At 68.0% G+C, this 26,183-nt stretch carries 24 protein-coding genes and 2 riboswitches; of the genes, 6 read left to right on the forward strand and 18 right to left on the reverse strand.

Translation table 11 applies throughout. The features are described 5' to 3' along the window. Positions 1 to 15: 15 nt before the first annotated feature. Positions 16 to 660 carry a vWA domain-containing protein gene (locus HMPREF2914_RS03715; RefSeq protein WP_009313843.1) on the reverse strand — a complete coding sequence of 215 codons (645 nt, stop codon included), beginning with the start codon at positions 658 to 660 and terminating at the stop codon, positions 16 to 18. 20 nt (positions 661 to 680) lie between these two features. Beyond that, positions 681 to 1,694, reverse strand: coding sequence for a magnesium chelatase ATPase subunit I (locus HMPREF2914_RS03720; RefSeq protein ID WP_003130733.1), 1,014 nt, complete (start codon positions 1,692 to 1,694; stop codon positions 681 to 683). Positions 1,695 to 2,264: 570 nt separating this feature from the next. On the opposite strand from HMPREF2914_RS03720, the gene HMPREF2914_RS03725 reads away from it, so the two are divergent. Beyond that, positions 2,265 to 3,359, forward strand: coding sequence for a 3-deoxy-7-phosphoheptulonate synthase (locus HMPREF2914_RS03725; protein ID WP_015502681.1), 1,095 nt, complete (start codon positions 2,265 to 2,267; stop codon positions 3,357 to 3,359). Positions 3,360 to 3,387: 28 nt separating this feature from the next. Here the strand turns inward: HMPREF2914_RS03725 and cobN are convergent, their stop codons facing one another. Both cobN and cobW read right to left on the reverse strand, forming a co-directional pair. Next, positions 3,388 to 7,134, reverse strand: a complete 3,747-nt coding sequence (gene cobN, locus HMPREF2914_RS03730; RefSeq protein ID WP_023091595.1) for a cobaltochelatase subunit CobN — start codon at positions 7,132 to 7,134, stop codon at positions 3,388 to 3,390. Between the two features lie 75 nt (positions 7,135 to 7,209). Beyond that, on the reverse strand, positions 7,210 to 8,262 hold the full coding sequence (cobW, locus tag HMPREF2914_RS03735; protein ID WP_003110205.1) for a cobalamin biosynthesis protein CobW: 1,053 nt from the start codon (positions 8,260 to 8,262) through the stop codon (positions 7,210 to 7,212). A 120-nt stretch (positions 8,263 to 8,382) separates the two neighbouring features. Then, a riboswitch (cobalamin riboswitch) is annotated at positions 8,383 to 8,574 on the reverse strand. A 58-nt stretch (positions 8,575 to 8,632) separates the two neighbouring features. After that, a riboswitch (cobalamin riboswitch) is annotated at positions 8,633 to 8,783 on the forward strand. A gap of 101 nt (positions 8,784 to 8,884) precedes the next feature. Here cobW and HMPREF2914_RS03740 point away from each other — a divergent pair. The 5 genes from HMPREF2914_RS03740 (at position 8,885) to HMPREF2914_RS03760 (ending at position 12,112) form a co-directional block, all read left to right on the forward strand. Further along, positions 8,885 to 9,067 (forward strand): CbtB domain-containing protein, encoded by a 183-nt coding sequence (locus HMPREF2914_RS03740; RefSeq protein ID WP_003091059.1) that lies wholly within the window; start codon positions 8,885 to 8,887, stop codon positions 9,065 to 9,067. Positions 9,068 to 9,084: 17 nt separating this feature from the next. Then, positions 9,085 to 9,786 (forward strand): CbtA family protein, encoded by a 702-nt coding sequence (locus HMPREF2914_RS03745; RefSeq protein WP_003091061.1) that lies wholly within the window; start codon positions 9,085 to 9,087, stop codon positions 9,784 to 9,786. 72 nt (positions 9,787 to 9,858) lie between these two features. Further along, positions 9,859 to 10,287: a cobalamin biosynthesis protein gene (locus tag HMPREF2914_RS03750; RefSeq protein ID WP_003138621.1), complete on the forward strand. Its 429-nt coding sequence runs from the start codon at positions 9,859 to 9,861 to the stop codon at positions 10,285 to 10,287. Continuing rightward, positions 10,284 to 11,036: a precorrin-4 C(11)-methyltransferase gene (cobM, locus tag HMPREF2914_RS03755; RefSeq protein ID WP_003102926.1), complete on the forward strand. Its 753-nt coding sequence runs from the start codon at positions 10,284 to 10,286 to the stop codon at positions 11,034 to 11,036. The genes HMPREF2914_RS03750 and cobM overlap by 4 nt, the downstream gene beginning before the upstream one ends. Before the next feature lie 128 nt (positions 11,037 to 11,164). Continuing rightward, positions 11,165 to 12,112 (forward strand): alpha/beta fold hydrolase, encoded by a 948-nt coding sequence (locus HMPREF2914_RS03760; protein ID WP_003091085.1) that lies wholly within the window; start codon positions 11,165 to 11,167, stop codon positions 12,110 to 12,112. Positions 12,113 to 12,184: 72 nt separating this feature from the next. Here the strand turns inward: HMPREF2914_RS03760 and fabV are convergent, their stop codons facing one another. The 14 genes from fabV to HMPREF2914_RS03830 all read right to left on the reverse strand — a co-directional run bounded on the left by fabV (position 12,185) and on the right by HMPREF2914_RS03830 (position 26,151). Further along, the gene (gene fabV, locus HMPREF2914_RS03765) at positions 12,185 to 13,381 is read right to left on the reverse strand and encodes an enoyl-ACP reductase FabV (protein ID WP_003102929.1); all 1,197 of its coding nucleotides are present in this window, start codon (positions 13,379 to 13,381) and stop codon (positions 12,185 to 12,187) included. Positions 13,382 to 13,796: 415 nt separating this feature from the next. After that, on the reverse strand, positions 13,797 to 14,042 hold the full coding sequence (locus HMPREF2914_RS03770) for a DUF2274 domain-containing protein (protein WP_011716368.1): 246 nt from the start codon (positions 14,040 to 14,042) through the stop codon (positions 13,797 to 13,799). After that, positions 14,039 to 15,319: a TraB/TrbI/VirB10 family type IV secretion system protein gene (locus HMPREF2914_RS03775; protein ID WP_020203103.1), complete on the reverse strand. Its 1,281-nt coding sequence runs from the start codon at positions 15,317 to 15,319 to the stop codon at positions 14,039 to 14,041. The genes HMPREF2914_RS03770 and HMPREF2914_RS03775 overlap by 4 nt, the downstream gene beginning before the upstream one ends. A gap of 2 nt (positions 15,320 to 15,321) precedes the next feature. Next, on the reverse strand, positions 15,322 to 16,314 hold the full coding sequence (gene trbG / locus HMPREF2914_RS03780; protein WP_021204027.1) for a P-type conjugative transfer protein TrbG: 993 nt from the start codon (positions 16,312 to 16,314) through the stop codon (positions 15,322 to 15,324). After that, positions 16,311 to 17,015 (reverse strand): conjugal transfer protein TrbF, encoded by a 705-nt coding sequence (gene trbF, locus HMPREF2914_RS03785; RefSeq protein WP_011716365.1) that lies wholly within the window; start codon positions 17,013 to 17,015, stop codon positions 16,311 to 16,313. The genes trbG and trbF overlap by 4 nt, the downstream gene beginning before the upstream one ends. Before the next feature lie 18 nt (positions 17,016 to 17,033). Further along, the gene (trbL, locus tag HMPREF2914_RS03790; RefSeq protein ID WP_021204028.1) at positions 17,034 to 18,416 is read right to left on the reverse strand and encodes a P-type conjugative transfer protein TrbL; all 1,383 of its coding nucleotides are present in this window, start codon (positions 18,414 to 18,416) and stop codon (positions 17,034 to 17,036) included. Then, the gene (locus tag HMPREF2914_RS03795; RefSeq protein ID WP_021204029.1) at positions 18,413 to 18,730 is read right to left on the reverse strand and encodes a hypothetical protein; all 318 of its coding nucleotides are present in this window, start codon (positions 18,728 to 18,730) and stop codon (positions 18,413 to 18,415) included. The genes trbL and HMPREF2914_RS03795 overlap by 4 nt, the downstream gene beginning before the upstream one ends. A 12-nt stretch (positions 18,731 to 18,742) precedes the next feature. Next, positions 18,743 to 19,486, reverse strand: coding sequence for a P-type conjugative transfer protein TrbJ (gene trbJ, locus HMPREF2914_RS03800; protein WP_011716362.1), 744 nt, complete (start codon positions 19,484 to 19,486; stop codon positions 18,743 to 18,745). Then, entirely contained in the window at positions 19,483 to 21,933 is a 2,451-nt protein-coding gene (trbE, locus tag HMPREF2914_RS03805; protein ID WP_021204030.1) for a conjugal transfer protein TrbE, read from the reverse strand. Before trbE ends, trbJ begins: the two co-directional genes overlap by 4 nt. A gap of 10 nt (positions 21,934 to 21,943) precedes the next feature. Continuing rightward, positions 21,944 to 22,213, reverse strand: coding sequence for a VirB3 family type IV secretion system protein (locus tag HMPREF2914_RS03810; protein WP_021204031.1), 270 nt, complete (start codon positions 22,211 to 22,213; stop codon positions 21,944 to 21,946). Further along, complete coding sequence (locus tag HMPREF2914_RS03815; RefSeq protein ID WP_022960600.1) at positions 22,210 to 22,596, reverse strand: TrbC/VirB2 family type IV secretion system protein; 387 nt, start codon at positions 22,594 to 22,596, stop codon at positions 22,210 to 22,212. The genes HMPREF2914_RS03810 and HMPREF2914_RS03815 overlap by 4 nt, the downstream gene beginning before the upstream one ends. Then, positions 22,593 to 23,663 (reverse strand): P-type conjugative transfer ATPase TrbB, encoded by a 1,071-nt coding sequence (gene trbB, locus HMPREF2914_RS03820; RefSeq protein ID WP_022960601.1) that lies wholly within the window; start codon positions 23,661 to 23,663, stop codon positions 22,593 to 22,595. Before trbB ends, HMPREF2914_RS03815 begins: the two co-directional genes overlap by 4 nt. Further along, on the reverse strand, positions 23,660 to 24,148 hold the full coding sequence (locus HMPREF2914_RS03825) for a CopG family transcriptional regulator (RefSeq protein ID WP_021204032.1): 489 nt from the start codon (positions 24,146 to 24,148) through the stop codon (positions 23,660 to 23,662). Before HMPREF2914_RS03825 ends, trbB begins: the two co-directional genes overlap by 4 nt. Continuing rightward, positions 24,145 to 26,151, reverse strand: coding sequence for a conjugal transfer protein TraG (locus HMPREF2914_RS03830; protein WP_021204033.1), 2,007 nt, complete (start codon positions 26,149 to 26,151; stop codon positions 24,145 to 24,147). The genes HMPREF2914_RS03825 and HMPREF2914_RS03830 overlap by 4 nt, the downstream gene beginning before the upstream one ends. Positions 26,152 to 26,183: the final 32 nt, after the last annotated feature.

Here is a 26,183-nt window from a genome sequence, read left to right on the forward strand (position 1 = left end):
CTCGCCGAAACGCCCTCAGACTTCGTTCAATTCGCTGATATGCCGATACTCGGCCCCCAGCTCCCGGGCCAGGCGCTCGGCCTTGCCCAGGCGCAGCGGGCCGCTTTCGAGGTCGATCAGCAGACTCGGGCAGGCAGCCTCCGGCAGCGCCGGCCAGTCGCGCAGGCGGCCGTCGGTAAGCACCAGCAGACGCTGATGCTCGGCGGGTTTCTGCCGCTGTCGGCGCGCCAGCCAGCCAGCGGCCTGGTGCAGGGCGTCGAGCAGCGGCGTACCGCCGCCGGCGCCCAGCTGGCGTAGCCAGTCCTGCAACTCCCGCGAAGCCTTCTGCCCCTGCCAGAGCCATTGCGCCTGCTGCCCGGTGGCGTGCAGCACGGCCAGGCGGACGCGCTGCCGATAGGCCTCCTCGAACAGCGTCGCCAACAACCCCTTGGCCTGGGCCAGAGCGCCGTACCGGCGGGTGCTGGCGGAGGCATCGACGATCACCAGCCAGAGTTCGCCCGGGTGCCGGCTGCGCGGCTGGCGAAGCAGGTCGCGGCGCTGTCGGGGACGTCCGCGCAGCAGGGTCGGCAACCATTGGATGGCGCCCTCCGCACCCTGGCTCAGGGCGCCGCCAAGACCGCCGCGCAGGGCTCCGGGTCTGCTCCTGGCATCCGCACCCATGACCGAGCGCGGGCGGATGCTCAGGGCTTTTTTGGCCAGCGCGGCAGCTCGCGGGCGGTCCCCATGGCCACCGGCCGAGCCGGCAATTCGCCCCACTGCCCTTCGCCGTCGCCGGCGCGCTCCGGGAGCGCGGCAGGGGCCGCGGGCGGTGGCGGTGGATTGGCCGCCGATGGCGGCGGGCTCGACTGGCGACGGCGATGCAGCAGGGCGAAATGTTCCACCGCATCGATGTCCTCCGCCTCGATCCGCTCGCCGCCGCGCCAGGCCGCATGGGCGCGCGCCGCGCGCAGCCAGACCAGGTCGGCGCGCAGGCCATCGACAGCCGCCTCGAAGCAGCGTCGGGCGATGCTGTCCAGCGCCGCATCGTCCAGGGGAATCCGCGCCAGTTGCCGGCGTGCCTCGGCGCAACGGCGGCGCAGGGTGTCCTGCTGGCCTTCCCAACGTTCGACGAAGGCCTGCGGGTCGGCATCGAAGGCCAGCCGGCGACGGATGATCTCTGCCCGCTCGGCCGGCGGCGGCTGGGTGTCGAGGCGCACGTTGAGGCCGAAACGGTCGAGCAGTTGCGGGCGCAGTTCGCCCTCTTCCGGGTTCATCGTGCCGATCAGCACGAAACGCGCCGGATGCCGGTGGGAAATGCCATCGCGCTCGACCAGGTTGACGCCGCTGGCGGCGACGTCGAGCAACAAATCCACCAGGTGGTCCGGTAGCAGGTTCACCTCGTCGACGTAGAGCACGCCGCCGTCGGCCTTGGCCAGCACGCCCGGGGAAAACCGCGCGCGACCTTCGCCGAGGGCGGCGTCCAGGTCGAGGCTGCCGACGATGCGCTCCTCGCTGGCGCCCAGCGGCAGGGTAACGAACTCGCCCGCCGGCAGCAGTTCGGCGACGCCCCGCGCCAGGGTCGACTTGGCCATTCCGCGCGGCCCCTCGATCAGTACCCCGCCGATCGCCGGATCGACCGCGGCCAGGCACAGCGCCAGCTTCAGTTCGTCGGCGGCGACCACGGCGGACAGGGGGTAATGCACGGTAGCGCTCATGGGGATTCCTGCGGCGGACGGACGGAAATACGGACCGCCAAGTCTATCAGGCCGGCGGCGCCGGTATCGAACCGTGAAACAGTCGTTGAACCGGCCGCCTCGCTTGCAGTAAGCTCGGGACTCGTTCACGGGAGAAACCCATGCCGCACACCCGCCATCCGCACCTGCACTCCAGCGCCTCGCGCCCTGGCCTGTCGTTGCGCGCGCGTGCGCCGCAGGCACCCCGTGCCGCGTATTTCTTCGGGTATTGGTTTAGCCACTCCGGCGCCTGATACCCCAACGGCGCCCACGGTATACGGGACGCCTACCCTGCACACGCAAACCCCCGGTCGGCTCCCCGACCGGGGGTTTTGTCTTTCCAGCCCGATTTTCCGGCCCACAAGGCCACAACCACAGACCAACGCACAGGACATCGATCATGACCGCATACCGCTACCGCACTGGCTACCCGCTCAACACCTGGCGATTTAGCGACGGCCGCCAGCCGCTCGCCAACCCACGACATTGCCGAACACCTCGATAGGGCACGACGCGCGCGGGATGCCCGCCGCCAGCCCAGGAAGCCAGACCATGAACTCATCCGTATCCGCACTGACCGCCCTTTCGCCGAACGCCCAGGCCGTCGCCCTGCCCAGCGCCACCGCCCGTACCGCCCTGGAACGCCTGCCCAGCCCGCTCGAACTCAAGGCTCGCCAGCCGTTGCCGCTGGAGCTGGCCAGCCAGGTCGCCGCCAGCCGCGACGCCATCCGCGCCATCCTCGACGGCGACGACCCACGCCTGCTGGTGGTAGTCGGTCCCTGTTCGATCCACGATCCCCGCTCCGCCCTCGAATACGCCGAACGCCTCGCCGCGCTGAGCGACGAACTCGACGGCCAGTTGCTCCTGGTGATGCGCGCCTACGTGGAAAAGCCACGCACCACGGTGGGCTGGAAGGGCCTCGCCTACGACCCGCACCTGGATGGCAGCGACGACATGGCCGCCGGCCTGGCGCTATCCCGGCAACTGATGCTGGACATGCTGCGCCTCGGCCTGCCGCTGGCCACCGAACTCCTGCAACCGCTGGCCGCCGGCTACTTCGACGACCTGCTGAGCTGGGCGGCGATCGGCGCGCGCACCAGCGAATCGCAGATCCACCGCGAGCTGGTCAGCGGCCTCGGCCTGCCGGTGGGCTTCAAGAACGGCACCGACGGCGGCGTCGGCATCGCCTGCGACGCGATCCGTTCGGCGGCCCACGGCCACCGCCATTTCGGCCTCGACCCGCACGGTCACCCGGCGCTGATCGAGACCCGCGGCAATCCGGACACCCATGTGGTGCTGCGCGGCGGCCGCCACGGTTCGAACTACGGTCCCGAACAGGTGCAGGCCGTACGCCAGGCCCTGGAAAGCCAGGGCATCGCCACGCGGATGATGGTCGATTGCAGTCACGCCAACAGCGGCAAGAACCCGCTGAACCAGCCCGGCGTCCTCGCCAGCGTGCTGGACCAGCGCCTGGCCGGCGCCAGCGACCTGGTCGGGGTAATGCTGGAAAGCCACCTGTTCGACGGTTGTCAGGCGCTCGGCGGCGAACTGCGCTACGGCGTCTCGATCACCGACGGCTGCCTCGGCTGGGAAGGCACCGAGCGGATTCTCCGCGACGCCGCCCGGCGGCTCGCCGAGGGGCGCTGAAAGCGGCGCGAGCGGCCATGCCGCTCCGCTATTCCTCTTCGACGTCCAGCAGCAGGTTCTCCAGGGCCTCGCGATAGACCCCCGGCTCCTGCCAGAGCCCACGCCGCTGCGCCTCCACCAGGCGCTCGGCCATGTCGCGCAAGGCTTGCGGATTGTGCTGGCGGACGAACTCGCGGGTCTCCGCGTCGAGCAGGTAGGCGTCGGCCAGCAGCGCGTACTGGTGGTCGTCGATCAGCTCGCTGGTGGCATCGAAGGCGCACAGGTAGTCCACCGTCGCCGCCAGTTCGAAGGCGCCCTTGTAGCCGTGGCGCTTCATCCCGGCGATCCACTTCGGATTCACCGCCCGCGCCCGCACCACCCGGTTGAGTTCTTCCTTGAGCGTGCGGATGCGCGGGTTGTCCGGCTGGCTGTGGTCGCCGTGGTAACTGGCCACCGGCGCGCCGCGCAGGGTTTCCACCGCCGCCAGCATGCCGCCCTGGAACTGGTAGTAGTCGTTGGAATCGAGCAGGTCGTGCTCGCGGTTGTCCTGGTTGTGCAGCACCGCCTGCAGGCGTTCCAGGCGCTGGGCGAAGCGTTCCCGCGCCGGCGTGCCGTCGTCGGCGGCACCGTAGGCGTAGCCGCCCCAGTTCAGGTAGACCTCGGCAAGGTCGGCGCGGGTCTCCCACAGCCGCTCTTCGATTGCGCCCTGCACGCCGGCGCCGTAGGCACCCGGCTTGGCGCCGAAGATCCGCCAGCCGGCCTGCCGGCGCGCCTCCGCCGGCGCCGTGCCCTGCGCCTCGAGGCGCTGGCGTTCCAGGCGTACGCGAGCGGCCAGCGGGTTCAGCTCCTCCGCCTCGTCCAGCTCGGCGACCGCCTGCACCGCCGCATCGAACAGGCGGATCAGGTTGGCGAAGGCGTCGCGGAAGAACCCGGAGACTCGCAGCGTCACGTCGACCCGCGGGCGGTCCAGCAGGGAGACCGGGAGGATCTCGAAATCGGCGACGCGCTGGCTGCCGGCCTGCCAGACCGGTCGCACGCCGAGCAGGGCCAGGGCCTGGGCGATGTCGTCGCCGCCGGTGCGCATGGTCGCCGTGCCCCACACCGAGAGGCCGAGCTGGCGCAGGTGATCGCCATGTTCCTGCAGGTGACGCTCGAGCAGCAGGTTGGCCGACTGGAAGCCGATGCGCCAGGCGGTCGGGGTCGGCAGGTTGCGCACGTCCACCGAGAAGAAGTTGCGTCCGGTGGGCAGCACGTCGAGTCGCCCGCGACTCGGCGCGCCGCTCGGACCGGCCGGTACGAAGCGCCCTTCGAGGGCTGCCAGCAGACCGTCGATCTCGGCCCCGCCACAGGCGTCCAGGGTCGGTGCCACCTGTTCGCACAAGCCGCGCAACACCTCGCCGCTGGCACGCCAGGCGGCAGGCGGCGATTCGCCGCCCAGGCAGCGTTCTATCCAGTGCAACGCCAGCAATTCCAGGCGTTCGCGGGTATCCCCGAGGGTACGCCAGGGCTCCCCGCCCCGTTCTTCCAGGCAGGCCGGCCGCGCGCCCTGCCAGGCCTCGCCCATGTCGCAGGCCAGCGGATCGAAGCCCAGGCCAAGGTCGTCCGCCAGGCTCTTCAGCAACCCGGCGTTGGCGCCCTTGCCATCGCCGCGCGGAACCCGCAGCAGCGCCAGCAGGGTATCCAGGCGCAATCGCCCGCTCGGCGATTCGCCGAACACATGCAGGCCGTCGCGGATCTGCGACTCCTTCAGGTCGCAGAGATAGGCGTCCAGCTGCGGCAGCCAGCTGTCCGGATCGTCGCTGAGCTGCAAGCCGATCTCGCGGTCGAGACGGTTGTCGCGCAGGAGGACGAGAATCTCGCCGCGCAACTGTTCGGCGCGGCGCGGGTCGAGCAGCGAGGCATCGTAGAACTCGTCGGCCAGGCGCTCCAGGTCGCGCAGCGGGCCGTAGCTCTCGGCGCGGGTCAGCGGCGGCATCAGGTGGTCGATGATCACCGCCTGGGTGCGGCGCTTGGCCTGGGCGCCCTCCCCCGGATCGTTGACGATGAACGGATAGATGTTCGGCAGCGGACCGAGCAACGCGTCCGGCCAGCATTCGGCGGACAGGCCGACTCCCTTGCCCGGCAGCCATTCCAGGTTGCCGTGCTTGCCGACGTGCAGCAGGGCATCGGCGCGGTAGGCGTGGCGCAGCCAGAAGTAGAACGCCAGGTAGCCGTGCGGCGGCACCAGGTCGGGATCGTGGTAGACCGCCGCCGGATCGAGCTGATAGCCGCGCGCCGGCTGGATGCCGACGAAGGTCAGGCCATAGCGCAGGCCGGCGACCATCATCCGCCCGTCGCGGAACATCGGGTCCTGTTGCGGCTCGCCCCAGCGCGCCAGCACCGCCTGGCGATTGCGCTCCGGCAGGCGTGCGAAGCAGGCCAGGTAGTCGTCCAGCGCCAGGCTCTGGGCGCAGGGCCGCAGGTCGAGATGCTCCAGGTCGTTGCTGACGCCGCCGAGCAACTGGCGGATCAGCTCGGTTCCGCTGGCGGGCAGTCCGTCGACCGGGTAGCCCTGCTGGCGCAGGGCACGAAGGATGTTCAGCGCCGCCGCCGGGGTGTCCAGGCCGACGCCGTTGCCGATCCGGCCATCGCGGGTCGGGTAGTTGGCCAGCACCAGCGCCACCCGTTTTTCCGCGCTTGGCTTGCGCGCCAGCTCGGCCCAGCGCCGCGCCAGTTCGGCGACGAAATCCATGCGCTCGTCGTCGGCGAGGTAGCAGACCACGTCGCTCTCGCTGCGTTCGCTGCGCCAGGCCAGGCCCTTGAAACTGATCGGCCGGGTGACGATGCGTCCGTCCAGCTCCGGCAGCGCCACGTGCATGGCCAGGTCGCGCGGCCCCAGGCCTTGCGGGTTGTCCAGCCAGAGCGGGCGGTTGTCCAGCGAGCAGATCGCCTGCAACACCGGCACGTCGCGACGGAACGGACGCAACTCGGGCGCCTCCGGATTGGACTGGGCGAAACCGGTGGTATTGACGATCAGCGCGGCGTCGCTGCGCTCCAGCCAGTCTTCCACCTGCGCCAGGCAGGCGCTTTCCTTGAGGCTGGCCAGCGCGATCGGCAACGGGTTGAGCCCCTGCGCCGCGAGGCGCTCGCAGAAGCGTGCGATGAAGGCGGTGTTGGCTGCCTGCAGGTGGGTGCGATAGAACAGCAACGCGACCACCGGACGCCCGGCCTGCCAGTCGGCACGCCAGTGTTCCAGGGTCGCCTCGGCATGCCGTGGATGGAACAGCGCCACCCGCGGCAGCGCCTGCGGTTCGCGCCAGGCGTAGTCGCGGCCGAGGCACTGGCTGGCCAGGCAGCGGTAGAACTGCCCGGCGTTCTCCAGGCCGCCCTGGCGCAAGTATTGCCAGAAGCGCTCGGCCTGCTCCGCCGGCAGGTTGCCAAGGGCGCTCAGCTCCGGGTCGGGGCGGTCGTCGCCGGGCACCGGGATCAGCAGCGAACCGCGCTCGGCCAGCGCCACCAGTTGCTCCACGCCGTAGCGCCAGTAGCCGATGCCGCCGTGCAGCGAAAGCAGGATCACCCGCGCGTGCCGCAGCACTTCGTCGACGTAGAGGTCCACCGAGGCGTGGTTCTGCAACTGCATGGGGTTGGCCAGGCGCAGGCTCGGGTAGTCGTCCGGCAGCGCACGGGCGGCCTCGGCCAGCAATGCCAGGTGCGAATCGCCGCTGCAGAGGATCACCAGCTCGGCGGGAGTCTGGGCCAGGTGGGCGATGCCGTCGTCGGGAACGAAGCCGCCAGGTTGGGTGCGCAACAGGTGCATGGACGTTCTACCGGTAGGACGCAAGAAGCTGGGGCCGGCGAATCGCCATCGCCGGCCCCGGCCGGGGATCACGGATCAGGCAAGCGCTGTGCGCAGCTGGTTGGCGATGGCGGCCTGGTCCAGCTCCTGGCCGATCACCACCAGCCGGGTGCTGCGGGCTTCGTCGGCCAGCCACTTGCGGTCGAAATGCCTGTCGAAGCGCTTGCCGACGCCCTGCACCAACAGGCGCATGGGCTTGCCCGGAATGGCGGCGAACCCCTTGATGCGAAGTATGTCGTGACGCTCCACCAGCTCGCCGAGGGCCTCGAGCAGCGCAGCTTCCTCCACCTCGGGGAGATCGACGTGGAAGGAGTCGAACTCGTCGTGGTCGTGGTCCTCGTGGCCTTCATGGTCGTGGTGGGTCGGCCGGCCGTCGATGTGCAGCTCGGCCTCGGCGTTGAGGCCCAGCAAGACCGGGAGCGGCAGCTCGCCCCGGCTCGCCTCGACGATCTTCACCGCCGCCGGTAGCTCCCTGGCGATCTCCGCGCGGACCCGCACCAGGGCCTCGGCGTCGAGCTGGTCGGCCTTGTTCAGGATCACCAGGTCGGCGCTGGCCAACTGGTCCTCGAACAGTTCGTGCAACGGTGATTCATGGTCGAGGTTGGGGTCCTGGCGGCGTTGCTGGTCCACCTGCTCGGGATGGGCGGCGAAGGTGCCGGCCGCCACCGCCGGGCTGTCGACCACGGTGATCACCGCGTCGACCGTGCAGGCGTTGCGGATTTCCGGCCACTGGAAAGCCTGCACCAGCGGCTTGGGCAGGGCCAGGCCGCTGGTCTCGATGAGGATCTGGTCAAGGTCGCCGCGGCGCGCCACCAGCTCGCGCATCACCGGGAAGAACTCTTCCTGCACGGTGCAGCACAGGCAACCGTTGGCCAGCTCGAAAACGCGGCCCTGCGCCTCTTCTTCGCTGCAACCGATGGAACATTGCTTGAGGATCTCGCCGTCGATGCCGAGTTCGCCGAACTCGTTGACGATCACCGCGATGCGCCGGCCTTCGGCGTTGTCCAGCATGTGCCGGAGCAAGGTGGTCTTGCCGGCGCCGAGGAAGCCGGTGACGATGGTGACGGGGAGTTTCGCCAGGGTTTTCATGGGCAGCCCTTGTTCAGCTCGGCGGGCATGCGGACGAGTGGCGCGGACGCAGGGGCCGCGCAACGGATTCGCCACCGGATCACCCCGCCCGGTTGTATGGAAGTCTTGTCCCCGGGCATCGCGCCACGGGATCGACGAGGCAGGTCTCCTGGCTCACGGTCTGGCGTCTCCGCCGGTTCCCCGCCTTCCCGCGTCACGCAGTGGCATTGGGGAACGATCGCCGTTCACAGTTGCGGGGGCAGCCGCGGCATCGACCGCGTTCCCTCTTAGCCCCGCCGTCGCCGGCGAGGAACCTCGAACCGGCAAGGCTACGCAGTGCGCGGGCCAGGGTCAATCGGGCCGGTTGACGCCCGGCGGTCCTTCATGCTGTCCTAGGCGGGTTGTCCCAGGTGTCTCGTGCCGGCGCGCACGAGGTGAAACGGGAAGCCGGTGACGCTCTCCGAGCCAGTCCGGCGCTGCCCCCGCAACGGTAAGCGCATCGCGCGCGAGCCCGGAGACCGGCCTGGAACCTTTCGTTTGATTCACCCGCGGTGGGCGGGCGCAAGCGTGAAGCGGGCCGTCCGGTCCCGTTCCTCGTGCGTACTCCTCTGCCACGCCCATGCCAATCCAGAGGGAACGCACCATGTCCAGCAGCACCCTGGCGCACGCCAGCTCCACCACCTCCCTGTCGAAGCGACTGAGCCTGGCCATCGGCGCCGGCCTGCTCGGTGCGCTGCTGGTCTATTTCGCCGGTTTCTCGCACATCGACGCGGTACACAACGCCGCCCACGATACCCGGCACAGCTCCGGCTTCCCCTGCCACTGAGTCGCGAGGGAACCAGGATGATCAAGCGTATCGCCCAGACCGCCGGCTTCGCCGGCCTGCTCGCCGCCCTGCTGCTGACCCTGCTGCAGATTCTCTGGGTCACCCCGCTGATCCTCGAGGCGGAGACCTACGAGAAGAGCGAGCCGGTCGCGGCCCAGCCCCACGAACACGCCCCCGGCGTCGCCGCCCATGTCCACGACGAGGAGGCCTGGGAACCGGAAGACGGCTGGCAGCGTACCCTCTCCACCACCGGCGGCAACCTGGTGGTGGCGGTCGGCTTCGCCCTGATGCTCGCCGGCCTCTTCACCCTGCGCGCGCCGGGCCAGACCTGGCAGGGCCTACTCTGGGGCCTGGCCGGCTACGCGGTGTTCTGCCTTGCGCCGTCGCTGGGCCTGCCGCCGGAGCTGCCGGGTACCGCCGCGGCCGACCTGGTGCAACGCCAGTACTGGTGGATCGCCACTGCCGCCGCCACCGCGGTGGGCCTGGCCCTGCTGGTGTTCGGCGGCAACTGGCCGCTGAAGCTGGTCGGCGCCGTCCTGCTGGCGCTGCCGCACCTGTTCGGCGCGCCGCAGCCCGAGGTCCACGCCAGCCTGGCGCCGGAAGCCCTGGCCCAGCGTTTCGTGGTCGCCTCGCTGGTCAGCAATGCGCTGTTCTGGGCCGCCCTCGGCCTGGCCGCTGCCTGGCTGTTCCGGCGCAACCGGGGCGGCGTCGACGCCTGACCGCCTGCCACCCGCGACCCTTGCCGGTCGCGGGTCCATAGTGTCTCTCCTTCCATCTCCTCCGGTCCGCGCATGCCCCTGCCCATCCCCAGCCTGCTGATCGCCGGCATCGGCTGCCGCCGAGGCTGTAGCGCCGAGCATCTGCGCGCGCTGCTGGAGCGAACGCTGGGCGAACACGGGCACAGCCTGGCCGACCTGGACGCCCTCGCCAGCATCGACGGCAAACGCGACGAACCCGGCCTGCGGCAACTGGCCACGCTGCTCGAACGCCCCGTGCATTTCCTCGCGCCCGCCGTCCTGCACGACTACGAGCCGCGCCTGCTCAGCCCCTCCGCCGTCGCGCTGCGCGAAACCGGCTGCTCCAGCGTCGCCGAGGCCGCCGCCCTGGCCCTGGCCGAACACCTGGGCGGCGGTCGCGCCGATCTGCTCGGGGCGAAACGCAGCGACGATCGGGCGAGCATCGCCCTGGCACGACTTCTCACCGAACGAGAACTCCCATGACCGTCTATTTCATCGGCGCCGGTCCCGGCGACCCTGACCTGATCACCGTCAAGGGGCAGCGCCTGATCCGCCAGTGCCCGGTGATCCTCTACGCCGGCTCGCTGGTTCCGCAAGCGCTGCTCGAGGGGCACCAGGCCGGCCAGGTGGTGAACACCGCCGAGCTGGACCTCGAACAGATCGTCGAGCTACTCGCGCAAGCCCATCGCCGCGGCCTCGACGTAGCCCGCGTGCATTCCGGCGATCCCTCCCTGTACGGCGCCATCGGCGAGCAGATTCGCCACCTGCGCGAACTCGGCATCCCCTATGAGATCGTCCCCGGAGTCACCGCCACCGCCGCCTGTGCCGCCCTGCTCGGCTGCGAGCTGACCCTGCCCGAAGTGTCCCAGACGCTGATCCTGACCCGCTACGCCGCACGCACGAAGATGCCGGAAGGCGAGAGCCTGGGCGACCTGGCGCGGCACCGGGCGACCCTGGCGATCCACCTGGGCGTCGCCCACCTGGCGAAGATCGTCGAGGAACTGCTGCCGCACTACGGCGCCGACTGCCCGGTCGCGGTGATCCACCGGGCCAGTTGGCCCGACCAGGAACAGGTTCGCGGCACCCTCGGCGACATCCTGCCCAAGGTCGCCGCCAGGAATTTCCGCCGCACCGCGCTGATCCTGGTCGGCGAGGTGCTGGCCGCCGAAGGCTTCGCCGACTCTTCGCTGTACCGCGCCGAGCATCGACATCTCTATCGACCCGGCGAATGAACCGCCGTCCTTAGGTTCGGCGCCGACCACCGGCAGCACGCCTAGACTCGTCGCAAGGCTTGCGACAGCGGGCCAGCACGGCTAGCGTTCAGCGCTGGCCCCTTTTTTCCTGAAGCCTTCGGACACCCATGAAACGATTCCTCCTCGGTCTGGTTCTGCTGCTGGCGGTCGCCGCCGGCGTCCTCTACTTCGTCCCGGCTACCCTCCTCGCCAGCGTACGCACCGTCGAGCGCGGCCTCGCCGGTCTCAGCGAGCACAGCGTGCAGGTCGACAACCTGGAGATCGCCTACCTGGAAGGCGGCTCGGAAAAGAACCCGACCCTGTTGCTGATCCACGGCTTCGGCGCCGACAAGGACAACTGGCTGCGCTTCGCCCGGCCGCTGACCGAGCGCTACCATGTGGTCGCCCTCGACCTGCCCGGCTTCGGCGACAGCAGCAAGCCGCAACAGGCCAGCTACGACGTCGGCACCCAGGCCGAGCGAGTCGCCAATTTCGCCGCCGCCATCGGCGTGCGCCGCCTGCACCTGGCCGGCAACTCCATGGGCGGGCACATCGCCGCGCTCTACGCGGCGCGCCATCCGGAACAGGTGCTATCGCTGGCGCTGATCGACAACGCCGGGGTGATGCCGGCGCGCAAGAGCGAACTGTTCGAGGACCTGGAGCGCGGCGAGAATCCCCTGGTGGTGCGCCAGCCGGAAGACTTCCAGAAGCTGCTCGACTTCGTGTTCGTCCAGCAACCGCCGCTGCCGGCGCCGCTCAAGCGCTACCTCGGCGAACGCGCGGTAGCCGCGTCGGCGTTCAACGCGCAGATATTCGAACAACTGCGCCAGCGCTACATCCCGCTGGAGCCGGAACTGCCGAAGATCGAGGCACCGACCCTGCTGCTATGGGGCGACCGCGACCGCGTGCTGGACGTCTCCAGCATCGAGGTGATGCGTCCGCTGCTGAAGCGGCCCAGCGTGGTGATCATGGAAAACTGCGGACACGTGCCGATGGTCGAACGCCCGGAGGAAACCGCGCAGCACTACCAGGCCTTCCTCGACGGCGTACGGAACGCCCAGGTGGCCGGTCGCTGAAAACGCGAACCGGCGCCTGGGCGCCGGTTCGGGGGAGCGGGAACCGTCGCGAGGACGGCTCGGATCCAGGCATCAGGCCTGGATCAGGTTGGCGATCTGCACGTCCGGGTTGACGTCCTGCTCGTAGTCGACCCCAGCGACCTCGAAACCGAACAGGTTGAGGAACTCGCTCTTGTAGCCGGCGAAGTCGGTCAACTCGTAAAGGTTCTCGTTGGTTACCTTGTCCCACAGCTCCTCGACACGGGACTGCACTTCCGGCTGCAGTTCCTTGTAGTCGGCACGCAGGCGGCCTTCCTCGTCGAGGCGCGGCTCGGCGCCGTACAGGCTCTCCCGGTACAGGCCGTCGACCTGCTCGATGCAACCTTCGTGGGTGCCCTGCTCCTTCATCACCTTGAACAGCAGCGACAGGTACAGCGGCATCATCGGGATCGCCGAGCTGGCCTGGGTCACCACCGCCTTGAGCACCGACACGCGCGCATCGCCGCCCAGCGGGGCGAGCTTGTCGCGGATACCGAGGACCTTCTGGTCGAGATCCTTCTTGGCCGCGCCGATGGAACCGTTCCAGTAGATGTCGTGGGTGATCTTCTCGCCCAGGTAGGTGAACGCGGTGGTCTTCGCGCCGTCGGCCAGCACGTCGGCTTCCAGCAGCGCGTCGATCCACATCTGCCAGTCCTCGCCGCCCATCACCGCAACGGTATCGGCGACTTCCTGGTCGCTGGCCGCCTCCAGGACCACGTCCTTGATCACTTCCTTGTCGGTGTCCAGGCCACGGAAGCTGACCGACTTGCCGATCGGCTTGAGGGTCGAGGAGAACACTTCGCCGCTCTTCGGATGGGTACGGCGCGGCGCGGCCAGGCTGTAGACCACCAGGTCGACCTTGCCGAGATCGCGCTTGATGGTCTCGATGGTCAGCCGCTTCACCTCGTCGGAGAAAGCGTCGCCATTGATGCTGCGGGCATACAGGCCTTTCTCGTGGGCGAACTTCTCGAAGGCCGCCGAGTTGTACCAGCCGGCGGTACCCGGCTTGCTCTCGCTGCCCGGACGCTCGAAGAACACCCCGAGGGTATCGGCGCCGGAACCGAACGCGGCGGTGATGCGGGCAGCCAGGCCATAGCCGGTGGAGGAACCGATGACCAGGACCTTCTTCGGTCCGTTGACGACGGGGCCCTTGGCCTCGACGTAGTCGATCTGTTGCTTGACGTTGGCCTCGCAGCCTGCCGGATGGGTAGTGACGCAGATGAAGCCACGCACGCGCGGTTTGATGATCATGAAAACCTCGGTTGCTAGATGCCGGAAAAGCACATTCAGGAGCTAGAGACGTCGCGCATTGTAAATGAGACACCTCCGCTTGGGCGGACCGAAGGCAGGAATCGTGACCAAAGGGTCACGCGTCGCAGCCCGGACATAAAAAATGTCCGCTGTCAAGTCGTTAGTGCGGACATGCAACGGTACGAAAGGTCTTGTGGGGCAATAGGTTAGGCCAGATTTCGGCCTCGGTGTGCTCTTACCGCGTTTTGAGCTAGGTGCCGCATAGGCGCTTCGCGGTAGCAAGCCTAGGAGCGGCGGAGCGGGCAAGGTCGCACCGCCATCATAGCCCGGCCTATCGCAAGCCACCGCTCAAAGCGAAAGCGCAGCCCTTGGGCTGCGCTTTCATCGTGGGCGGATGGTAGAGGCGTCCGCATCGTCAACTCGGCTTCGGCGGGGCGGCCTTGCCTGCCCCTCCTTTTCTGAATCCCCGATCCCCCGCCATGAACGCTTCCAGCATGTGCGGGATCAGCGTCGCCGCATCGACTGCCTCGCCATACGCCTGCGCGTGCAGCGCGGCGTAGCGGTCGAGGTCGGTTTTAAGACTGGCCGGGCAGGCAAAGGTGAGCTTGACGCTTTCGGTCTTGGGCAGCGGCCCCAGCCGCAGCTTCTTGGTTGTGCTCATCGTGAAGTCCCCCGATTGAAGAACAGCGGCTGGTACGGCCGCAACACCAAGTCGCGGTTGACGATGATCCGCACCGGCAGGCCGGGCCGTTGGGTCAAGGTGGGCTGGATGTTGAGGTTGCGCCGGGTCACTTCCTGGCCGATTTGATTCACCGTGTCCTGCAAACTGTCACGCCCGGCGATGATGACGCGATCGCCATCTTGTCGATTCTCCGGCGCGGCCAGTTCGGCGCCGACGCCCAGCAGGGTCGTCAGCGCCGCACCGGCAAAGATGCGGCCCCAGTGGTAGTCCACATCGTCTTCCAGGCCGGCATAGCCGGCCGGATCTGCGCCGGCCAGATTGTCGAGCGTCAACGAAGACGTGTCCGGCAGAATGATCCGATTCCAGACGACTTGAACGCGGCTCTGCCCGTAACTGACCTGGCTGTTGTATTTGCCCAGGATGCGCGAACCCTGCGGGATCAGCAGGAAACGCCCGGTGGCCGTGTCATAGACCGGCTCTGTCACAGTGGCGATCACGTCGCCGGGCAAGTCCGACTTGATGCCCGTCACCAGCGCTCCGGCAACCACCGTTCCGGCCATGACCTGATACGGCGAAGCCGGCAGGGTCAGGTTGCCGGAATTGCGGGTTTCCGTAGAGCCGCCTTTCAGGAAAGCCTCCTTCTGGTCTTGCCGGTTCTGCACGGCGGTCGGATCGGCAGGCTGGGCCGCCGTCGAGGCCGGCCCGGCGGCCATCGGGTCGAACGCCGCATTGGCGGCGAAGCCCGGCGCGGTGGCGGCCTGCGACTGCGCGACCGGCGCGGCCGCCTGCGCACCCGAGCGGAAGAACACGGACGATGCTGCGGCAGCTTCGGCTTCCTTGCGCAGCGCATCGTTCGGGTCGTGGCCGGGAGCCGCGTAGGCGGCTGTCACCGGCTGCTGCGACTTCACGATGACCGGGCCGAGGTCGCCCGGCAGCGGCGGCCCCAGCTCGGGTACATCGTGCGGCAAGGCTGGCGGCAGCTTCGAGTAGTCCGTCGGTAGCGCATCCAGCCCTTCGGACTTCGAGACGCGATCGACGTTGTAAAGCTCGGTTTGCTCGCCCGTACCGCGCCGATGCGGTTGCAGCGACCAGATCGTGGCCCCAAGCACGGCGACCGACAGGCCGCCCGCGAGGATGGCCAGCGTGCGCCGGTTCAGGCGCGTGACCGGACGCGGCTGGGCACGCAGCGCCACAGCCTCGGGCGCCACCTTGCCCGCCGGCGGAGCGGCGAGGTCGGGAGTGTCATCCTGGCTCATGGTCAGTTCCTCCGCGCCACGCCATCGGTGCGCTCGATACGCACCACGTCGCCGCCATCGCCGCCCAGCCGCAGTTCGGCCGCGCCGAACAGGCGATCCACGATGTAGTACGGCGAGCGGAAACGATAATTCACCAGTTGCCCGTCGCCCTGCACGCCGATGACGAACAGCGGCGGCAGCTCGCCCTGGGCAATGCCCGCCGGAAACTGGATATAGACCTTCTCGCCGTCATCGAAGGCACGCAGCGGCTTCCACGGCGGGTTGCTGCCCGATACCGCGTAACGGAAGCGGATCTTCTCCAACGCCAGGCCGGTATCGACTGGCGCGGCGGCGCTGGCCGCCTGCGACTGGCGCTGCAAGGCCAGCATCCGGTCGCGTGGATAGTCCCAGGATACCGAGGCCATCCATGCCTTTTCCGTCGAGGTCAGCTCCAGCAGGTAGGTGCGCCGGCTGGTGGTGATGACCAGATTGGTTTTCAGGCCCGAGCGGATGGGCTTGACCAGCACATTGACGCGCAGCGCGTCGCTGCTGCCGCTGGACGTGTCGCCCACGATCCAGCGCACGGTATCGCCGGCGGCGACCGTCACCAGTTCCTCGCCCGGCTGGAGCGAAACCACGGTCACGCGCCCCGGCGAGGCATAGACCTGATAAAGCGCACCATCGGTGAAAGGCCACACCTGGATAGCATTGACGTAGCCCTCGCGTGTGGGTGCGATGCGTGCCTCGGCGTTGGCACGGGAAACACGTACCTTCTCGTCGGCTGGCTCCGGCGCAGCCGGGGCCGCATCGACCTCCGGCAGTGGCTTCAACTGCGCCGGCAACGCCAGCGGCTCGGGGACGGCGACGACTTCCACCGGCGCGAGCGGTTCGGGCAGCGGCTGGGCCAGCACTGGCTCATCAAGTGAGATGGTCGGCGGCGGCTTGCCCTGCGAGGCGCAGCCCGCGAGGGCAAGCAGGATCAACGGCAAAGCGTGAAAGCGGAAAGGCAGGTTCATGGCTTGGCTCCTTCGGAAGAATCCAGTTCGCGGCTCCACGACAGGCCGTTGACGTAGATACCCAACGGGTTCTTGCGCAGGCGCTGTTCGGTGCGCGGGGTTTGCAGGACGGTGGAAAGCACGGCGTTCCAGCGTTCGGTGCCAGCGGGTGCGCCATTGACGAACCGTTGCTCCGTCCAGCGCACGTTGAAAGACGTGTCGCTGGCACGCACCACGCTGGTGATCTGCACCGTCACCGATTCCTTGCCGATGCGAGCGAATGGATCATTGGTGCGGGCGTAGTCGTTGAGCACGGCCGCGCCCCGGTCGGTGGTGTAGTCGTAGGCATCGAGCCAGTTTTGCCGCACGACGATGGGGTCGATGGACAGCGAGCGCACCAGGCTGACGAAGCGTGCCAGGTGGTGCGCGATCTGCGCATCGGCGGGCCGGTACGGCGTGGCGGCCTCGCCCACGGCGCGAACCTGTCCGGCCTGATCGACCTCGATGACGTAAGGCGTCACGATGGACTGCGCCGAGCGCCATACCAGGCCACCGGCCATCAGTAGCGCGAGCACCAGGCAGCCGAAGGCCATCAGCCGCCAGTTCTTGGCCTGCACGCGGGCCGAGCCGATACGCTCGTCCCACACCTGGGCGGCGGCTTGATACGGGGTGGCAGGCTGCGGCGTATCGGCGTAGCGCACCTGCGGTCGTTTGAATCGCATGGGTGTTCTCCTTGAGGGTCAGGTATCGGAATCGCGCAGGCTCGGGCCTTGCCCTGAGCCGCCGCCGTCGCCACCGCGCAGCGTGTGGGCGGTGGTGGTCGCGGCATGGGTGATCTGCTGGCGGCGGTGCATCCGCTTGGCCCAGGCGGGTTGCTCTTGCTTCTGCGAGTTGGCAGCGCCGTCTGCGGCCTCGCTTGCGGCGGATTGGCCCGCCGCGGCTGCACCGGCATCGTCCGAAGATCCGTTCCAGCCGGCACGAAAGGAACTGGTCATCTTCTGCCCTGCTGCGGAAGCACCAGAAGCGACGCGGCGGCTGGCGGCCTGTGCGCTGGTCTTGGCGACATTGCCAAGGCCAGCCGCCGCGCCTTTGGCCCCGCCGCCCGCAGCGGTGGAACCCGCCTGGAACGCCGACCGCGCGTTGCCAGCCGCTGAGGTGGCGGCACGCGCCCCGGCACCGGCCAGCTTCGCGGCGGCTGGCGCCATGCGTGCCCCGGCGGCTACGGCGGCGCCCACGCCGGTCGCGGCGGCACCGATGGCGACGCCCGTGCCGACAGCGCCGACAGCAGCACCGGCCATCGCGCCCGCGCCAAGCTGAGGCGCACCGGACACCAGGCCGGTGGCGATGCCGGGGCCGAAGATGCCCAGCGCCAGCAGCGCGAGCGAGGCCAGCATCACGACCAGCGCATGGTCGATGGATGGTTCATCGGGATGCGCTTGGAACTCGGCGAACAGACCCGAACCGATGCCGACGATGACGGCCAGCACCAAGACTTTGATGCCCGAAGACACCACGTTGCCGAGCACCTTTTCCGCCAGGAAGCTCGTCTTGTTCCACAGCGCGAACGGCACCAGCACGAAGCCGGCGAGCGTGGTCAGCTTGAACTCGATCAGCGTGATGAAAAGCTGCACCGCCAGCACGAAGAAGCAGAGGATCACCACCAGCCAGGCGAGGAACATCACCACGATGGGGTCGATGTTCACGAACACCTCGGGGAACCCGGCCATGTCCCCGATCTGTTCCAGAATCGGTGCTCCTGCGTCAATGCCGGTTTTCGCCAGCCGCCCCGGCTGAAGAAAATTCTCCATCGTCATGGCCGAGCCGGTGGCCGTCAGGCCCAGCCCGGCGAACGAGCGGAACACGATGCTCGCCAGCCAGTTGAAGTTGCCGATGATGTAGGCGAAGGCGCCGACGTAGAGCACCTTGCGCAGCAGCTTGGCGATCACGTCTTCGCCCTGGCCGGTGGCGTGGCTCATGGCCCAGTACAGGCCCGCGATCGTCATGTCGATGACGATGAGCGTGGCGGTGAGAAACGCCACTTCGCCTTGTAGCAGCCCGAAGCCCGAGTCGATGTAGCGCGAGAACGTATCGAGGAAACGGTCGATGATGGTCACGTCGTTCATGGCGTGTTCTCCGGCGAGGTGAGCGGCGCTGGCATGTCGTCGGTGGGCGTGTCGAAGCTCGGCGGAATCGGCGGCAGTTCGGTCAGCGATTCGTATTCGTCCGGCCCGGTGTGGCCGGCGAAGAAGCGTCGCCGGAAGGCTTCGGCGGCGGCGCGGCAGGCGTCCTCGCCTACGGCTTGCCGATCAGCCGCGCATTGCCCGCGTAGCGCCTTGAGCCGCACGGGGTCGGCGGCCAGGGCGTCGGCCAAGTTCTCGACCGGCTGCTGGCCGCAAGCGGTCAGCAGCACGGCCAGCAGGACGGAAGCGCATCGCATGGCCGCCTCCCGTCAGTTGTTGTAGAAGTTGACGGACTGCGGCGTGTACGGCGTGCCGGTGCCGAGGAAGCGCCGCCGCACTTCGCGGGCGCGTTCGGTCGCCGCCGCCTGCCGCGCCAGTTCCAGCGAAGCGGCCCGGTCTTGCGTGATCTGGAGCTGCTGCGCCTGGATCGACTGCTTGGCCTGCAAGGCGAGAAGCTGATTCGTCGCCTGCATGGCTTGCAGAGCGCCGGTGGCCGACTGGCTCTGGCTCACGAGGTCGGCCAGCGCACTTTCGTCTTGAGCAAGGTTTTGCGACACCTGCGCCTGCATCCGCATCGCGGTGTGCAGACCGTTCAAGGTGTTCTGCCAGCGTTCGCGGGCGTCCTGCGCCATGCGGTCGCCGCTGATGGTGGCGGCATATTGCTCCGGGTACAGGCGGGCGAACGTGGCGTCCATGCTCTGCACGTCGTAGGCCAGGCCGCGTGCCTCGGCGATCAGGCGCTCAGTGGTGGCGAGCGTCGAGCGCAGCCGGTTGACGATGTTGAAGTCCAGCTTCGCCAGATTGCGTGCCTGGTTCATCAGCATCTGCGCTTCGTTCTGGAGCTGGTTGATCTGGTTGTTGATCTGCTCCAGCGTGCGGATGGCTGTCAGCGTGTTCTGCACGAAGTTCGACGGGTCGAACACCGTCAGCGCGGACGCGGGCTGCACGGCCAGCAGCGATACCGACAGCACGGCGGCGAGCGAGACGGACAGCAAACGGGGCTTGGTCTTCATGGTGAAACCTCCAGTGGTTGGGAGTTGAGAAACGAAGCGGCCGCCGGTGAGGACGGCAGCAGGTCGGCAGCCCAGTCGAGGCCGCGATGGCGCAGCCACGCGCCGGTGAAGCCGGGGGCGCCGGCCTGCGTCAGCACGCGGTCGATGTCGCGTTGGTCTTGAGGGGTGGATGCGCCCGCGAAGGCGAGCGCCAACGGCCCCAGGTCGAGATCGAATAGGCGGTTGCCGAGACGCGACTGGTAGTAGTAGTCGCGCTTGGGCTGCGCGGTGGCGACGATCTCGATCTGCCGGCTGTTGAGCCCGAAACCCTCATAGATCGTGCGAATCTGCGGCTCGGTCGCCTGCGGGTTAGGCAAGAAAATCCGACTGGCGCAGCTCTCGATGATCGCGGGCGCGATGGTCGAGTCCTTGATGTCCGCCAGGCTCTGCGTGGCGAAGATGACGCTGACGTTCTTTTTCCTGAGCGTCTTGAGCCATTGCCGGATGCGGGCCGCGAAAGATGGCTCATCGAGGAACAGCCAGGCTTCATCCAGAATCAGCAGCGTGGGCGCACCATCGAAACGCTCATCGAAGCGGGCGAACAGGTAGCGCAGCACCGCTTGCACGGCGGCGGGGCTGTGCATCAGTTCTTCCATCTCGAAGCCCTGCACGTCGGCCATGCCCAGCCGGTCGCGGTCGGCGTCCAGCAGCTTGCCGTGGGCGCCGCCAAGCACATAGGGCGACAGCGCTTGCCGTAGCGCGTTCGATTGCAGCAGCACGGAAAGCCCGGTCAGCGTGCGCTGTTCCACCGGCGCACCGGCGAGGCTACCCAGCGCCGACCAGATGGCTGCCTTCTCGTCGGGGCCGACGGTCACGCCTTCGTGCAGTAGCCGGCCTTCCACCCATTCAGCCGCCCAGGTGCGGTAGCCCTCGCTGTCGATACGGGCCAACGGCTGAAAGGCGATGCCGCCATCGGCACCGAGGTCGTAGTGTTCGCCGCCGAGGCCGAGGATCGTGGCACGCATGGAGCGGCCCATGTCGAAGGCGAAGATCCGCGAGCCGAAGTAGCGCCGGAACTGCATGGCCAGAATGGCAAGCAGTACCGACTTGCCCATGCCGGTCGGCCCGGCGACCAGTGTGTGGCCCACGTCGCCGATGTGCGTGACCAAGCGAAAAGGCGTCGCGCCATCGGTGCGGGTGACGATCAGCGGCGGGCCGTCCAGATGGTCGTTCTTCTCCGGCCCGGCCCACACCGCTGACAAGGGCATCATGTGCGCCAAGTTCAGCGTCGAGACGATGGGCTGGCGCACATTGGCGTAAGCGTTGCCAGGAATGGACGACAGCCACGCATCCACGGCGTTCAGCGTTTCGGGGATGGTCACGAAGCCCCGGCCCTGGATGACGCGCTCCACCATGCGCAGCTTTTCGTCGGCCGCGGCTGGATCGACATCGAGCACCGTCACTGTGGCGGTGAGGTAGCCGAAGGCCACTTGATCGCTGCCCAGTTCCTGCAGGGCGGCGTCGGCATCGGCGGCCTTGTTGCTGGCGTCGGTATCCACCAGCGGGCTTTCCTGCTGGAATATGGTTTCACGCAGCAGCGCGATGACGTTCTTGCGCTTGGCGAACCACTGGCGGCGCAGGCGACCGAGTTCCTTTTCCGCTTCGGCTTTGTCCAGGCAGAGAAAGCGCGTGCTCCAGCGGTAGGCGAAGCCCAGGCGGTTGAGGTCGTCCAGCAGGCCCGGCCAGGTGGAAGTTGGAAAGCCCCGCACCGACACCACGCGCAGGTGCTGGTCTCCCAGCGTGGGCGCCAGGCCACCGACTAGGGCGCAGTCGGCCAGTAGCGCGTCGATGTGGAACGGCACTTCGGGCACGCCCACGCGATAACGCCTCGTCGAAACCGCGGCGTGCAGGTAGGTCAGCGTCTCGGCGTCATCGAGCCAGGCGATTTCCGGCATCACGCCATCGAGCAAGTCGAAGACACGATCGGCTTCCGCCACGAAGGCATCGAGGCGACCGCCCCAGTCCACGCCATCGCCGGGCGCGTTCTCGAAGAGCAGCTTGGCCGCGCGGGCGCGCGATTCCTCGGGCGGCAGGTAAGCCAGCGTCAGGTGATAGCCGCTCTCGAAGTGATGCCCTGATTCCTCGAAGGCGGCGCGGCGTTCCTCGTCCACGAGCCAGGACAGCGGTTCGGGAAAGTCGGAGTGTGGGTAGTCCGCCGCCGGCCGGCGTTCGGCCTCAATGAACAAGGCCCAGCCCGAACCCAGGCGGCGCAACGCGTTGTTGAGCCGCGCCGATGTGGCGATCAACTCGCCTTGCGTGGCGCTGTCCAAGTCCGGCCCGCGAAAACGTGCCGTGCGCTGGAAAGAGCCATCCTTGTTCAGCACAACGCCCGGCGCGATCAGCCCGGCCCAGGGAAGCCAGTCGGCCAGCAGCGCGGGCCGTTGGCGGTATTCGGCAAGGTTCAGCATGGCATCGTCCTCACACGTCCAGCAGCGGCTTGTGCTTGATGTGCCGGGCGAAGACCTGCATGAACTGCGGATCGACACGCGCGCCCCATACGGCCAGCGAATGGCCGATGATCCAGAGCACCACGCCGGGAATCCACAGTTGCAGGCCCAGCCCGACGGCGGCGGCCAGCGTGCCGTTGGCAATCGCCACGGTGCGCGGCGCACCGCCCAGCAGGATCGGCTCGGTCAGCGAGCGATGCAGCGGCACTTCAAAGCCCGGAAGATCGGTGGCCGTGCTCATACGACGGCCCCGCCGGAGAAGCTGAAGAACGACAGGAAGAAGCTCGAAGCCGCGAAGGCGATGGACAGGCCGAAGACGATCTGGATCAGCTTGCGAAAGCCGCCACTGGTATCGCCGAAGGCCAACGCCAGGCCGGTGGCGATGATGATGATCACCGCGACGATGCGGGCTACCGGCCCCTGGATGGATTCGAGAATGGATTGCAGCGGGCCTTCCCACGGCATTGAGGAACCGGCGGCCTGCGCCGTGCCCGCCAGCAACAGCATCAACACCGCGAGCAGCAACCCTTGTCCTGCGGGTCGGGCCAGGCGATGCAAACGCGCCAGCATGGGCAGCGGGGAAAGCGGGTTTACAGAAAGACGGAAAGCATCAACGTGCGTCATGGCAGTTCTCCAGGTTGTTCAGGGATCGAGGAAGGCGTAGCGGCAGCGGCTGTAAGAGGAACCGGCGGCAGCTCGGGAAGCGTCGCTTCCAGCGCATCCGCCAGGCGGTAGCCCGCGCCGTCGAAACCGACGACGCGGGAAATGGTTTCGACGTGGCGCTTGCGGCCGCGGCCTGCGATGTGGATCACGACATTGACCGCCTCGGCGATCAGGGCGCGGGGCGGATTCACCGCCACTTCGAGGATCAGTTGCTCCAGGCGCAGCAGCGCGCCCAACGCGGAGCCGGCATGAATGGTGGCGATGCCGCCGGGGTGGCCGGTGCCCCAGACCTTCACCAGATCCAGCGCTTCGCCGCCGCGCACTTCGCCGACGATCACGCGGTCGGGCCGCAGGCGCATCGTGGCCCGCACCAGCTCGGTCATGGACACGACGCCGGCGCGGGTGCGCAGCGGCACATGGTCGCGGGCCGCGCATTGCAGTTCGATGGTGTCTTCGAGCACCAGCACGCGGTCGCCGGTGGCGGCGATCTCGGCCAGCAAGGCATTGGCCAGCGTGGTCTTGCCGGTGCTGGTGCCTCCGGCGATCAGGATGTTGTGCCGCTCGCGCACGGCATGACGCAGAAACTCGGCCTGCCCAGTGGTCAGGATGCCATCAGCCACATAGCGATCCAGACCGATGATGCTCACGGCACGCTTGCGCAGCGCAAAGGCCGGGCCGGGTGCGGCGGGCGGCAGGATGCCCTCGAAGCGTTCGCCGGTTTCAGGCAGTTCGGCGGTCAAGAGCGGTTGGCCGCGATGCACCTCCGCACCGACATGGGCGGCGACCAGGCGGATGATGCGTTCGCCATCGGCTTCGGGCAGTTCGACGCCGAGCGGCGCACGGCCAGACGACAGCCGATCCACCCACAATGTCCGGTCGGGGTTGAGCATCACTTCCACCACGTCCGGGTCTTCCAGCGCAGCGGCGATCACCGGCCCCATCGCCGTGCGCAGCATCTGGATGCGGCGATCCTGGGATGCTGCAGCGGATGAGCGCGGTTCGGGCGGGATTTGAGGAACGGCACTCATGACGCACGCTCCGCAGTGCGTTCATGGGCGGCGGCCATCGCGGCCGCGTCATCCATGCGCATCTCGAACTCACGATCCTGGGGATGCAGTTCTTCCACCACGTCCCGTACCAGGCTGCGGCCACGCAGCAGGTGGCGGCCTAACTGTTCGACGAACTGCTCGAAGCGCGCCTTGCCCTGCGCGCGAGCCGCATCCTGATGGGCCTCCGGCACCGGCGTGCTGACGGTCAGGTAGTAGCGGACGAATAGCGCCAGCGTCTCGATCTGGATGTTCTGGTCACGCTCCAGGCGCTCGGCCTGCCGCGACAGGCGATCCAGTCGTTTGGCGATGGCGGCCTCACGCTGGTCGCCGGCATCGGGCGATAGCCACGATGCGAGCGCCGCCGCGACGATGGACGACTTGGACACGCCTTTCTTGGCGGCCAGTTCTTCCAGACGTTTGGCGTGCTCGTGCTGGATGAACAGATTGAGGCGGTATTGGCTCATAGGTCGATTCCGTCGTTGGGGTCGAGAGAAGCCAGTCGCGCCGTGCGTTGCAGGGCGGGGTCGATCTGGCCGGGAAGCACCGGGGGCATGTCGTCGTCATCGAGCAGCGACAGGTCGCTGCTCGGGGCATCCATCTCGGGGGCATAGGCGATGGCTTCGGACAGTTCGGGCTGGCGGCGTGGGCCGCCATCGTCGGTCGAACCCAAGGCCTCCAGGTCATCGGCGGACGCCGTGGCCGGTGTCGCGGGAACCGCAGGTATTGCCAAGCCGCTCCAGTCGTCAGGCCGTGCCGGCGGCACATCGGCATAGCGGCCAGCCGTCACCGAAGGCGGCGGTAATACCCGCTGCTTGAAATTGGCATCGGCGAAATAGCGCAGCTTCTTCGCCTTGATCGGCGCGACACTGGACACCATCACCACCGCTTCATCGGTCGGCAGTTGCATCACTTCGCCCGGCGTAAGCAGTGGCCGTGCGGTTTCCTGCCGCGACACCATCAGGTGGCCGAGCCATGGGGCCAATCTGTGTCCGGCATAGTTGCGCTGGGCGCGCAGTTCAGTGGCGGTGCCGAGGGTTTCAGAAATGCGTTTGGCCGTTCGTTCGTCGTTGGTAGCGAAGGTCACGCGCACATGGCAGTTGTCCAGGATCGAATGGTTCTGCCCATATGCCTTGTCGATCTGGTTGAGCGACTGCGCGATGAGGAAGCTGCGGATGCCATAGCCCGCCATGAAGGCCAGCGCGGTCTCGAAGAAGTCCAGACGGCCCAGCGCCGGGAACTCATCGAGCATCAACAGCAGCTTGTGGCGGCGTTGGATGCCATCACTGCCATCCAGCGATTCGGTGAGCCGTCGTCCGATTTGGTTGAGGATCAGCCGGATCAGCGGTTTGGTGCGCGAAATGTCAGAAGGCGGCACTACCAGATACAGCGAGACGGGATGCTCTGAAGCGATCAGGTCGGCAATGCGCCAGTCGCAACGCGAGGTGACTTCGGCCACGGTCGGATCGCGGTACAGGCCGAGGAACGACATGGCAGTGGAGAGCACGCCCGAGCGCTCGTTGTCGCTCTTGTTGAGCACTTCGCGGGCGGCGGAGGCGACAACCGGATGCTGCACATCACCCAAGTGCTTGGTCGTCATCATCCGGTGCAATGTCAGCTCGAACGGGCTGGCTGGATCGCTGAGAAAGTTGGCGACGCCACGCAGCGTCTTGTCTTCGCCCGCGTACAACACATGCAGGATGGCACCGACCAGCAGCGCGTGACTGGTCTTCTCCCAGTGGTTGCGCTTCTCCAGCGCACCTTCGGGATCGACCAGGATGTCGGCGATGTTCTGCACGTCGCGCACCTCATGCGCGCCGCGCCGCACTTCCAGCAGCGGGTTGTAGGCCGCCGAACTGGCATCGGTCGGGTTGAACAGCAGGCAATGCGAGAAGCGCGAACGCCAGCCAGCGGTGATCTGCCAGTTCTCGCCCTTGATGTCGTGGATGACGGCGGATGCCGGCCAGGACAGCAGCGTCGGCACCACCAGGCCCACACCCTTGCCCGAGCGCGTGGGCGCAAAGGTCAGGACGTGTTCCGGCCCTTCGTGCCGCAGGTAGTGGCCGTCATGCTGGCCGAGAAAGACGCCGGCGGGCTGCGTCAGCCCGGCCTTGCGAATGTCGGCGACATCGGCCCAGCGGGCCGAGCCATAGGTCGTCACTTTGCGCGCCTGGCGCGAGCGCCACACCGACATGGCGATGGCGACCACCACGGCCAGCAGGCCGCTGCTCGCCGCGATCATGCCGCCGGTGTCGAACACCTGCGGCGCGTAGGCGTCGAAGAAGAACCACCACTCGAACAGCTTCCACGGGTAATAGACCGGCGTGCCGTGGAAGTCGAACCAGGGCGCGCCCAGGCGTAGCTGGTAGCCCAAGGCGGCGGCGGTCCATTGCGTGGCACCCCACACACCGGCGATCACGATGCCGAAGACGGCGGCGATCTGCCCGAACAACACGCCCTGAGCTTGCATACCCTGGCCTCCGATTTCTCCTGCGCTGATTC

The organism is Pseudomonas sp. HMSC067G02 (assembly GCF_001813485.1).
Lineage (GTDB): Bacteria > Pseudomonadota > Gammaproteobacteria > Pseudomonadales > Pseudomonadaceae > Pseudomonas > Pseudomonas aeruginosa.

Bases quoted from the DNA above. Each gene is read 5' to 3' on its own strand.
- HMPREF2914_RS03715 (WP_009313843.1), bottom strand. From the start codon at position 660: ATGGGTGCGGATGCCAGGAGCAGACCCGGAGCCCTGCGCGGCGGTCTT.
- HMPREF2914_RS03720 (WP_003130733.1), bottom strand. From the start codon at position 1,694: ATGAGCGCTACCGTGCATTACCCCCTGTCCGCCGTGGTCGCCGCCGAC.
- HMPREF2914_RS03725 (WP_015502681.1), top strand. From the start codon at position 2,265: ATGAACTCATCCGTATCCGCACTGACCGCCCTTTCGCCGAACGCCCAG.
- cobN (WP_023091595.1), bottom strand. From the start codon at position 7,134: ATGCACCTGTTGCGCACCCAACCTGGCGGCTTCGTTCCCGACGACGGC.
- cobW (WP_003110205.1), bottom strand. From the start codon at position 8,262: ATGAAAACCCTGGCGAAACTCCCCGTCACCATCGTCACCGGCTTCCTC.
- HMPREF2914_RS03740 (WP_003091059.1), top strand. From the start codon at position 8,885: ATGTCCAGCAGCACCCTGGCGCACGCCAGCTCCACCACCTCCCTGTCG.
- HMPREF2914_RS03745 (WP_003091061.1), top strand. From the start codon at position 9,085: ATGATCAAGCGTATCGCCCAGACCGCCGGCTTCGCCGGCCTGCTCGCC.
- HMPREF2914_RS03750 (WP_003138621.1), top strand. From the start codon at position 9,859: ATGCCCCTGCCCATCCCCAGCCTGCTGATCGCCGGCATCGGCTGCCGC.
- cobM (WP_003102926.1), top strand. From the start codon at position 10,284: ATGACCGTCTATTTCATCGGCGCCGGTCCCGGCGACCCTGACCTGATC.
- HMPREF2914_RS03760 (WP_003091085.1), top strand. From the start codon at position 11,165: ATGAAACGATTCCTCCTCGGTCTGGTTCTGCTGCTGGCGGTCGCCGCC.
- fabV (WP_003102929.1), bottom strand. From the start codon at position 13,381: ATGATCATCAAACCGCGCGTGCGTGGCTTCATCTGCGTCACTACCCAT.
- HMPREF2914_RS03770 (WP_011716368.1), bottom strand. From the start codon at position 14,042: ATGAGCACAACCAAGAAGCTGCGGCTGGGGCCGCTGCCCAAGACCGAA.
- HMPREF2914_RS03775 (WP_020203103.1), bottom strand. From the start codon at position 15,319: ATGAGCCAGGATGACACTCCCGACCTCGCCGCTCCGCCGGCGGGCAAG.
- trbG (WP_021204027.1), bottom strand. From the start codon at position 16,314: ATGAACCTGCCTTTCCGCTTTCACGCTTTGCCGTTGATCCTGCTTGCC.
- trbF (WP_011716365.1), bottom strand. From the start codon at position 17,015: ATGCGATTCAAACGACCGCAGGTGCGCTACGCCGATACGCCGCAGCCT.
- trbL (WP_021204028.1), bottom strand. From the start codon at position 18,416: ATGAACGACGTGACCATCATCGACCGTTTCCTCGATACGTTCTCGCGC.
- HMPREF2914_RS03795 (WP_021204029.1), bottom strand. From the start codon at position 18,730: ATGCGATGCGCTTCCGTCCTGCTGGCCGTGCTGCTGACCGCTTGCGGC.
- trbJ (WP_011716362.1), bottom strand. From the start codon at position 19,486: ATGAAGACCAAGCCCCGTTTGCTGTCCGTCTCGCTCGCCGCCGTGCTG.
- trbE (WP_021204030.1), bottom strand. From the start codon at position 21,933: ATGCTGAACCTTGCCGAATACCGCCAACGGCCCGCGCTGCTGGCCGAC.
- HMPREF2914_RS03810 (WP_021204031.1), bottom strand. From the start codon at position 22,213: ATGAGCACGGCCACCGATCTTCCGGGCTTTGAAGTGCCGCTGCATCGC.
- HMPREF2914_RS03815 (WP_022960600.1), bottom strand. From the start codon at position 22,596: ATGACGCACGTTGATGCTTTCCGTCTTTCTGTAAACCCGCTTTCCCCG.
- trbB (WP_022960601.1), bottom strand. From the start codon at position 23,663: ATGAGTGCCGTTCCTCAAATCCCGCCCGAACCGCGCTCATCCGCTGCA.
- HMPREF2914_RS03825 (WP_021204032.1), bottom strand. From the start codon at position 24,148: ATGAGCCAATACCGCCTCAATCTGTTCATCCAGCACGAGCACGCCAAA.
- HMPREF2914_RS03830 (WP_021204033.1), bottom strand. From the start codon at position 26,151: ATGCAAGCTCAGGGCGTGTTGTTCGGGCAGATCGCCGCCGTCTTCGGC.